The following is an 8,912-nucleotide window of genomic DNA, read 5'->3' as shown; positions in this document are numbered from 1 at the left end:
GCGTATGGATACACACAAGATCGTGCTTGATTATAACTTCGGCGCTATCGGTCTGGACGGCTTCAAAACCGCGCTGCACTACGTAAAGGGCGATCAGGACAGAGTAGGCGGCACAAATAATATCAATGCTAGCGGGGCTGCGGGCCAGAAGGTCGGCACCAGCATGGACGTAGAGGGCTGGGCGGTAACGGCAAACTACGCTTCTAAGGCCGGGCGTAACCTACACTGCGCTTGAAAGAAGCGACCACTACGCTAGTGGCGTAAATAGGAAGTTTGACGAGAACGAGATATGGTTGCAAGCTGCGTATAAATTTGATCTAAGTGGCAACTAAAGCTTTAAAGAGCGGAGTATTTTCCGCTCTTTCTTATCTGTATTATTCTGCCTCATATATGACGCAAAAAAGGGCGTTTAAACCCGAAAAATTTACTCTTTCTCATCCGTATCATCAAGCGAGCCCTTGCTTGCTAAATGCTTCAATCTAAACTTCGCAAATTAACATAACTCTTAAATTTAATGAAGCAAAGGCGAAATTTAGACGATAAATTTAAATGATAGATTCGGCGAAATTTCAGGGAGACGGAATTTTAAATTTGCCGATCCGCTCCGCTAAATTTTAAAATTATAAAGCCTTACTATTAAATTTAACGTAGCTATTTAATCTAGTAAAATTTCAGCAGCATTTCGTAGAATAAGCGCACTGTATATCTGACATCGGCAAACTGATGTTTGTCTTTAGCCCTTAATATAGCAGGTGTTGACTGCGCCCTAGTATACGGCGCTAAATATCAAAAAAAGCGATGATTTTTGCACGGCTTCTTTCGATGAAATTTTAAATTTGGATAAATTTTAAAGCTCGTCCGTAAAGCGCAAAAGAGATGAAAAAGGATAAAATTTTACCCGTCGGATCAAGCGGGATTAAAAGCGAGATAAATTTAACTTCGCTAAATTTAACTCACCGCGGATCAAATTAAGCCCTAAATTTGAGCTTTAAATTTAACCCGCGGCGGAGTATGAATTGAAGCGCGAATTGAAACGCTTATAAACCCAAAGCGTTATTTCTTCGCGCTAGAAGCGTCCATAAAGGCCTGCTCTTCGGCGCTCGGTTTATACTCGTCGCCGAAGAATTTCTTCTTTGCTTTGATCTTTTCCTCCATCATCTTCTTTTCGTAAATTTTATACGTCGGTCGCCAGTACTCTAGGTAGTTGCGAAGCCCGATGCCGTGGCCCGCGCTTACGTGGCAGCTCGCGCATTTTAGCTCGCGCTCGGTGCCTAAGAGCTTTTTGTAGTGCGCGTGCATGCGCTGCGCCTGCTCGGAGGTGATCTTGCTGTCGATCACGGTGGCGTGGCAGCTTGTGCAGCCGTTGTCAAACACATAGTGCTCGCGGTTTTCGCGCCTTTTGTTCCAGTCATATTTTTCGGGCTCGTCAAAGAAGTGCGAGTAGCCTTCCAACACGCCGTTTTTGGCCTTTTGATAGACGTATTTTACGATATTGTCGTGCGGTAGGTGACAATCGACGCATTTAGCTTTGATGCCCGTTTTGCCCTTGCCCGAGTGGACGTCCTCTTGATAGGCGATCACCATCGGATCCATTTCGTGGCATACGTCGCAGAATTTATCGGTACTTGTTTGCTCAAGCGCGTAATGCACCGGCACGACGACGAAAAACCCTATAATGCCGCTTATTAAGATGATAAGCGCTAGTAATTTTTTAGAAATTCTCATGGTGTCACCCCCATCCATTGCGGCACTTCGTGCTCGTGGCATTCGGTACACATATTCGTAGATGCCTTGTGCTCGTTGTGGCATTCGTCGCAGTATAGCGTAGGACCGTCGTGGACGGAGTTGTGCGGATTGGCCTTGAGCGTATCCATAAATTTTAGCCTCAAAGCGAGCTGCTTTTTGTCGCCGTGGCAGCTGATACAGCCCTTGTCGCCGATGCTTTTAAATTTAGACGGATCGCTTCCTTGATTTACGTGGCAATCGACGCAGTCAAACGCCAAATGCTCGTGGTGCGGCTTTAGTTTGTACTTTGCTCTAAGCTCATCCGAAACGACTATTGTCGTGGCGTTGGCGTCATTAGCGCTCGGCGCACCGAACAAAGTCGCGATGATACAGCACAGAAACAGCGCCGTAAAACTGAAATTTTTCATTTACAACCTTTTAAAAAACTGCCTTGCCAGCTTGCTTTCGCTAACCAAGCAAGGCTTTAAAGAGCTTGCGCTCAGACTAAATTAGGCGATCTGCTCGCCCGCGATCATTCCGAAAACTATGCAGTCGGTGATCGCGACGGTGCCTAAGCGGCTAGCGCCGTGAGTTCCGCCGGTGATCTCGCCTGCAGCCCAAAGCCCTGGGATCGGCTTATTCGTCTTAGATGACAAAACCTCGGCTTTGGTGTTGATCTTTAGACCGCCCATCGTGTGGTGAGGCTTTGGCGAGAGACGGATGACGTAGAAAGGTCCCGCTTCGTTGATCTCGCTAAGCGCGCTTTCTTGCTTGCCAAACTCGTCTTTTTTTGCCTTAACGCCTTCGTTGTATTTTTTGACGCTCTGCTTTAGTGCATCCGCAGGCACGCCGTATTTGCTGGCGATCTCATCTAGGCTCGCGCATTCGCCCACTAGCTTACCGCTTGCCATGCCCTTGGAAATCACCTCTTCGCTTAGGTCTTTAAACGCCATTTTGGTATCGGCGAATGTTATCGGATAGGCTTTTGGATCCTCGCGTAAAATTTTAAACTCCGCGTCCGCTCTAGTCTTGCGATCTGCAAGCTCGTTCATAAAGCGTTTGCCCGTGCGCACGTCCACGGCGATACCGTATTTAAAGGTGCCTTGCTGAGTTAGGATCGGAGCGGTGCCGAAACCCTTCTCATCGGGGCTCGCCCACGGACCGAACTGGATCCAATCGACCTGCACCGGATATGCGCCGATCTCAAAGGCTTTTAGTAGCACGCCTGCGGTAGCTCCAGCGTGATTTGTACTATCGACGTCATCAGGAATGCGCGGATCTTGAAGCTTGCGGAAAATTTTATCGCGGCAAAATCCACCCGCTGCAAGCACTACGCCTTTTTTGGCTTTGAGCGTCTTTTTTGTGCCGCTAGTGTTTTCAAGATCGTCGCTGTAGAGATTTGGATCAAATTTATACTCCTCGCGGATCACGACGCCCGCTACTCGCTCGCCGTCCATTACGAAATCGTCAAATTTCGCGCGGCGGCGAAGCTCGCAGCCCTTATCTTTTAGCGCTTCAAATTTTTCAAGCATCGGCTGGATGTAGCCAGAGCCGCTATCATTTGTAGTTAGCATCGAGCGCGCGACGCTGTGTCCGCCGAAGTGCGCGCAGTGATCCATCTTAAATTGCACGCCGCTATCGACGAGGAATTTAAACGCGTCCAAGCCGCGATCGGCTAGGGTGCTTAAAAGCTCAGGGTGGTTGATGCCAAGGCCCGCCTTTAGGCAGTCATTCATAAATAGCTCTTTGCTGTCTTTAACGCCCGTTTTTTCCTGCACGGGGTTCATCGGCACGCTCATGCCGCCGCCGTTGATGACGGAGTTTCCGCCGATACGACCCATCTTTTCGAGAATCAAGACTTTGTTGCCTTTCTCGGCTGCTTTTAAGCCCGCCGCAAGCCCCGCAAAGCCGCTACCGATGATGATTACATCCCACTCCTCGTCAAATTTGACGTCCTTTGCGTCCACTGCGCTTGCTTGTGCATTTACCGCGCTAAGTGCGAGTGCACCGGCTCCTACCATACCCATTTTCAGTATGTCGCGTCTCTCCATATTTGCCCCTTTACTTAGAGATTTTTTAATCTTAAAGATTAATGTCGTAATTTTATATTAAATCTTTATGTAAGTCAAATGTTATTTGGTATATAATTTAATAGCTAAAGGCTATAAAATTTCAACCGAAGGGGCAAAAAATGAGCCTGCGACATATGGAATTTGCGGTAAAAATTTCGGAGCTTAAAAGCTTTACAAAAGCGGCGAATGAGCTTGGAATAGCGCAGCCATCGCTTTCAAAGAGCATTATGCTTTTAGAAAAGGAGCTCGGGATCGAAATTTTCGATAGAAAAAACGGCCTTGAGCTTACCTATGCCGGCGAAATTTACATCGCCAGAGCGAAAAATATGCTTAGGCTCAATAAGGAGCTAAATAACGAAATCCGCGGGCTTTCGTCGATTAAGACGGGCAAGCTCGTAATCGGCGCAACCTCGACCAGCTTTAAATTTATCGAAAAGATCATCGCGATGTTTTACAGTAGGTTTTCCAAAGCCGACATCAGGGTCGTGCACGCTCACTCCGAGCCTGCGCTCATCGAGATGCTAAAAAGCGGCGAGCTTGATATCGTCTATGCCGCGCACTTTGGCGAGCTTTTCGCAGAGGGGCTTGAGTGCGAGTTTATAAAAAAGCGCAGGCTGCTTCTAAGCGTCTGCTCCTCTCATCCTGCTGTTTCGCGAGCGAGTATAAATTCTACCGAGAAATACCCCAAGATCGCGCTTAGCGAGTTTAAATCCGATAAATTTGCAATCAGCAGTAAAATTTTAAAAAGCGAATCGAACTTCAAAAAGATCTTTGAAAACGCGGGCTTTACGCCTCAAATTTTCTGCGACACCTCCTATCTGTACGTGGCTAACGCGATGGTCGCGGCGGGGCTTTGCGTCAGTTTCAGCTTCGCGCGGTACATTTTTGAGACGCAAAAGGACTACATCACGCTCTTTGACGTCGCAGATGAGCCGCTTTTGGACGTGTCGTTTTCGGTCGTGTATAAAAAACCATCCAAGCTCGCAAAGGAATTTATAAAGATGATAAAAGCGGGCAAAAGCGACGCGTAGGGCGCGTGGGTTACGGGCACGCAGAATCCGTATTTAAATCCTGTGCCGAGCCGTATCGCGCTGTGCAAATTCTCGTAAATTTTAAGTCATACTGCACATCGCAAATTTGCTTTGAAATCCGTGCCGCATCACGCTATTTGTATTAAATTCTGTGCCGCGTCGCACTAAATTTGCTATTGAGCCGCATTAAATTTTATGTAGAAATTTCGCTGCTAAGCCGTGACAAATTTACGTCAAAATTCCGCCGCCACGAGGACGGCGTTTGATTTTATTTTTTGATCATGCGTTTGTATGGGCCGAAGCGGTGATCGTTCTCGTCAAATCCGTCGTTGTAGGGCCCCACGTCCATATCCATCTGCTTGACGTCTAGATCGGGGAAATCTTTCTCTCTATCGGGTTTGATCTTGCGCGGTTTTGAGTTTATATACGCCGTCACGTCGAAAGCTTCCTCCCAGCTTAGCGAGGCGTCCCCTTTAGGCATAGTGGCTTTGACATACCTCGCTCCTTCGATGAGCCTATACATACCGGCGCCCGTATTGTAGCTGTCATCGCCCCAAAGCGCGGGGAATGTGTAGTAATCGCCGCTTTGAGCAAACCCCTCGTTTTTTATCCCTTCGCCGTTTTCGCCGTGGCAGGCGGCGCATTTTGCGGCGTAAATTTCGCGTCCTTTTTTAGGATCCGCCGCGCGGTCTAAAAACTGCGCCTTCGGTAGCCCCTGGCCTTTTACCTTTGCGCCGACCTCATATCCTGCAGAGAGCCAGTGCATGTAGGCGATCATCGCGCGCATCTCTTTGGAGTTCGTAGGGATCGCTTTGCCCGCCATCGAGCGCTGAAAACAGCCGTTTATGCGGTCTTGCAGCGTGACTAGCTGATCCGATCTCGCGACATACTGCGGAAATCTCGCGTAGATACCCACGAACGGGCTTTGATCGGGCACGACGCCGCCGCTCGTATGGCAGCTCGAACAGGAGAGGTTGTTGCCCGCAAAGCGCATTTTTTCGTCCTTTGCTTGCGGTCCGAGATACCTCGTCGTCTCGTTGATGAGCTTCGCGCCGTAGATGACGGTCTTTGCATAAGGCGAGTCGCCGAGCTTTGCCTCGTCTATGACGCCGTTTTCGTCGATGCCTACGGGCAGCCTAAACTCCTGCGTCTTTTTCTCGTACGGCACGGCTTTTTTGGCGTTGAGTTTGGCTACATCAAAGCCTAAAACGGGCGTAAAAAAGAGCGGAAGCGCTAAAACAAGGGTGGTTTTTCTCATATGTTCTCCTTTAAAAAGTAAAATATACATTTGAAATTATTGAATTTTTTAGTTAAATGTGCGTTAAAATTTTAAAAAAGGAGAAATTTCGAGAGCTCGCACAGAAGAGAATTTTAAAGAGCCGATTTTAAAATTTGAGCGGGCGAAAAAATTTTGAAAAGCTAATTTTTGCGGTCTGCGCGTAGGGGAAATTTTAAAAAAGCCGATTTTGAAGGCTTGCGAGAGCGCAAATCTAAAGGGCGCCTTTCACGGCTCGTTTCGTCCGCACTGCTCGGCCGTTTCCTGCACCTCTGTATTTCGCGCCGCTGCGTTTTTGCGTCGCGCGCACGGACCGCTTCATTTTTGCGTCGTGGATGCGGCATCGCGCCGCGTATAAATGCAGAGCGCATGCAAACGACCGCGGGAAACGAACGGATAAGATAAACGGGCGAATTTCGCTCATTCGCAAAACCGCGGTATGTCGCTCGCGCAGGCTTCGGTATCGCCGCCGCAAAACGAGCTATTCGCAAAAGCATACCGCTGTATGTCGCCGAAATACAAGTCGCAAATTGGTATTTCGGCGCGAGATTTGCAAAAGCATGTCGCGGTGCATCGCAGCAGGATCGCCGGCGCATTTGAAATGTATCTAGGTCTACTGGCGCGATAGGGCGAGGCTGATCGTCTCGTCTATGCGCCGTTTGGGCGGCGCGCGTATTTATGCTCTCCCCGCACTCGCCTTAAACGGGCTCTAGGTTTGAAATTTAACCCGAGCGGGCTTGGAATTTTAAATTTAAGCGGATTTAAGCTTTGGCGGTCGGATCGCGCCTGCGCGCCGCGCCGAACCATCCGCGCTAGAAATATCGCCGCCGAGATAAAATTTCGCGCGGCAGGCACCGTAATGCGGCGATATGAAATTCTAACGCTCCTAAATAAAACGGCATGAAATTTTAAATGCTCATAAATTAAAACAGCGTGAAATTTAACTGCACCGAGCCGCCGCATTAAATTCTAAAAATTCCAAGCCGCCTCAGGCGGCACAAAATTTAACCGCGTCCTGCGGTCGTATAAATTCCGTCGCTAAGCCGTATCGCGCGGAGCCGCATCGCGTCAGATCAGCGTTAAGCTCTGCTGCCGCGCCGCGCGGGATTACGTTAAAATTCTACCACCGCGCCGTACTACGCCCGACAGGATCTACATTAAATTTTGCCGCCGAGTTGCACCGCACTAGATTTGTTTTAAATTTTGCTGTCGTGCGCACTAAATTTACGGTCAAAATTTCGTCGTCGCGCCGCGCAAAATTTGCACAAAATTCGCCGTATCGTCGAGTCAAATTTGTCTCAAAATCCATTACTGCGGCGAGCCGCGTTAAAATTTAGATCAAAATTTCGCTAGCGTGCCTATCTGTGGTAATTTTTTACGAATTTTTCTATGCGCTCAAAGCCGCGTTTTAGATTTTCCATAGAGCACGCAAAGCTTATGCGGAAGTGCCCATCCATGCCAAATCCGCTTCCTGGCACCGTGGCTACGAGCCCTTTATCTAGCAGTTGCATGCAGAATTTCATACTATCAGGTTCTACCTGAGAGCAATCTATGAAGAAATAAAATGCGCCATCTGGTTTTACGACACTGAGCCCTGGGATCGCGCCTATCGCGTCCGTGCCAAAATCGCGCCTGCGCTCGTATTCGCGCCTCATCTCCTCGATATAATCATCCGCCTCGCCGCGCAGCACCGGCATAGCGCCTGCCTGGACGATGCTTGCTACGTTGCTGACGCTTTGGCTTTGCAGGTTTATCATCGCCTTATTTAGCTCATCGATTGCGCACGCGGTGTAGCCGAAGCGCCAGCCGGGCATCGCGCCGCATTTGCTTAGCCCGTTGATCGTCACGGTGCGCCCGAACATATCCTCACTGATGCTTGCTGCGGCTATGAAACTCTTGCCAAAGACGATTTTTTCGTAAATTTCATCGGCAATTACCAAAATTTCAGTGCCTTTTAGCACTTCCGCAAGCTCTTGCAGCTCCTGCCGCGAATATACGGCGCCTGCAGGGTTGCTCGGGTTGAAAAGGCACAGCGCTTTCGTGCGCGGCGTAATCGCGGCTTTGAGCTGCGAGGCGGTGATTTTGTATCGGTTTTCCGCCTTGGTGGCTACGATGACGGGCTTGCTGCCGCAAAATTTTACGATTTCGGGGTAGGTGACCCAATAAGGCGCCGGTATTATGACCTCATCGCCTTCGTTTAAGATGCAGTTAAAGGCGTTAAATAGCGAGTGCTTGGCGCCGACGTTGGTGATGATCTGATCAGGCCTGTAGTTTAGAGCATTATCACGCTTTAGCTTCTGCGCGATTAAATTTAAAATTTCAGGCGTGCCGGTAACCGGCGTATATTTTCCGCAGCCCTTAGCCATAGCTTCTATGACAGCCTTTTTGGCGACTTCTGCGGTATCGAAATCAGGCTCGCCCGCGCTTAGGATCACGACATCTTGCCCCTGAGCTTTCATCTGTTTGGCTTTAGTGCTGATTGCGATCGTTAGGCTTTCACCAAGCTTGCTTACGCGACTTGAAAGTGTTAATTTCATTGATGCTCCTTGGATTGGTTTAGACAATTTAAAATTTGATTTTTGACGCTAAAAGCCCTGCCGCTACTTGGGTCTTGGTCGTAGATATCGTCGATTTTATAGTTGCCTCCGCTACGGATGAGTTTGTAGATTATCGTCTGCGTGCCGTAGGGGCAGGTCTGTGTCACTACGACAGTATCGCGCTGCCCTAGCTCAAAATCATATTTCGCGTCGTCGCAGACATCCTGACCGCCGATTATCGGATCATAGTCCAAGCAGCCTACCTCACCTT

The 8,912-nt window shown here is 48.9% G+C and carries 8 protein-coding genes and 1 pseudogene; 3 read left to right on the top strand and 6 right to left on the bottom strand.

Going from position 1 to position 8,912, the window contains the following annotated elements; all coding sequences use genetic code 11:
• Positions 1–235 (top strand): annotated as a pseudogene (locus Q0413_RS09420) (metalloid reductase RarA); the annotation flags it as partial.
• Positions 236–1,053: 818 nt separating this feature from the next.
• On the opposite strand, the gene Q0413_RS09415 reads toward Q0413_RS09420, so the two are convergent.
• The 3 genes from Q0413_RS09415 to Q0413_RS09405 all read right to left on the bottom strand — a co-directional run bounded on the left by Q0413_RS09415 (position 1,054) and on the right by Q0413_RS09405 (position 3,776).
• Positions 1,054–1,725 (bottom strand): NapC/NirT family cytochrome c, encoded by a 672-nt coding sequence (locus Q0413_RS09415; protein WP_298989698.1) that lies wholly within the window; start codon positions 1,723–1,725, stop codon positions 1,054–1,056.
• Positions 1,722–2,153 (bottom strand): cytochrome c3 family protein, encoded by a 432-nt coding sequence (locus Q0413_RS09410; RefSeq protein ID WP_298989697.1) that lies wholly within the window; start codon positions 2,151–2,153, stop codon positions 1,722–1,724. Before Q0413_RS09410 ends, Q0413_RS09415 begins: the two co-directional genes overlap by 4 nt.
• An 81-nt stretch (positions 2,154–2,234) precedes the next feature.
• A complete protein-coding gene (locus Q0413_RS09405; protein WP_298989694.1) occupies positions 2,235–3,776 on the bottom strand; it encodes a flavocytochrome c in 1,542 nt (513 codons plus the stop codon).
• Positions 3,777–3,916: 140 nt separating this feature from the next.
• On the opposite strand from Q0413_RS09405, the gene Q0413_RS09400 reads away from it, so the two are divergent.
• Entirely contained in the window at positions 3,917–4,828 is a 912-nt protein-coding gene (locus tag Q0413_RS09400) for a LysR family transcriptional regulator (RefSeq protein WP_298989691.1), read from the top strand.
• A gap of 268 nt (positions 4,829–5,096) precedes the next feature.
• Here the strand turns inward: Q0413_RS09400 and Q0413_RS09395 are convergent, their stop codons facing one another.
• The gene (locus Q0413_RS09395) at positions 5,097–6,086 is read right to left on the bottom strand and encodes a c-type cytochrome (RefSeq protein WP_298989688.1); all 990 of its coding nucleotides are present in this window, start codon (positions 6,084–6,086) and stop codon (positions 5,097–5,099) included.
• Between the two features lie 733 nt (positions 6,087–6,819).
• Between Q0413_RS09395 and Q0413_RS09390 the strand changes: the two genes are divergently transcribed.
• Positions 6,820–7,008: a hypothetical protein gene (locus Q0413_RS09390; RefSeq protein WP_298989683.1), complete on the top strand. Its 189-nt coding sequence runs from the start codon at positions 6,820–6,822 to the stop codon at positions 7,006–7,008.
• Positions 7,009–7,462: 454 nt separating this feature from the next.
• Here the strand turns inward: Q0413_RS09390 and Q0413_RS09385 are convergent, their stop codons facing one another.
• Together Q0413_RS09385 and Q0413_RS09380 are read right to left on the bottom strand one after the other, a co-directional pair.
• Positions 7,463–8,641 (bottom strand): pyridoxal phosphate-dependent aminotransferase, encoded by a 1,179-nt coding sequence (locus Q0413_RS09385; RefSeq protein ID WP_298989680.1) that lies wholly within the window; start codon positions 8,639–8,641, stop codon positions 7,463–7,465.
• On the bottom strand, positions 8,638–8,912 hold a 275-nt coding region (locus Q0413_RS09380; protein WP_298989676.1), incomplete at its 5' end, for a hypothetical protein. The genes Q0413_RS09385 and Q0413_RS09380, both read right to left, overlap by 4 nt.

This window comes from uncultured Campylobacter sp., from assembly GCF_938045465.1.
GTDB lineage: Bacteria > Campylobacterota > Campylobacteria > Campylobacterales > Campylobacteraceae > Campylobacter_B.
The sequence above is the reverse complement of the archived record's forward strand: the minus strand, read 5'-3'. Positions and strand labels throughout refer to the sequence as shown.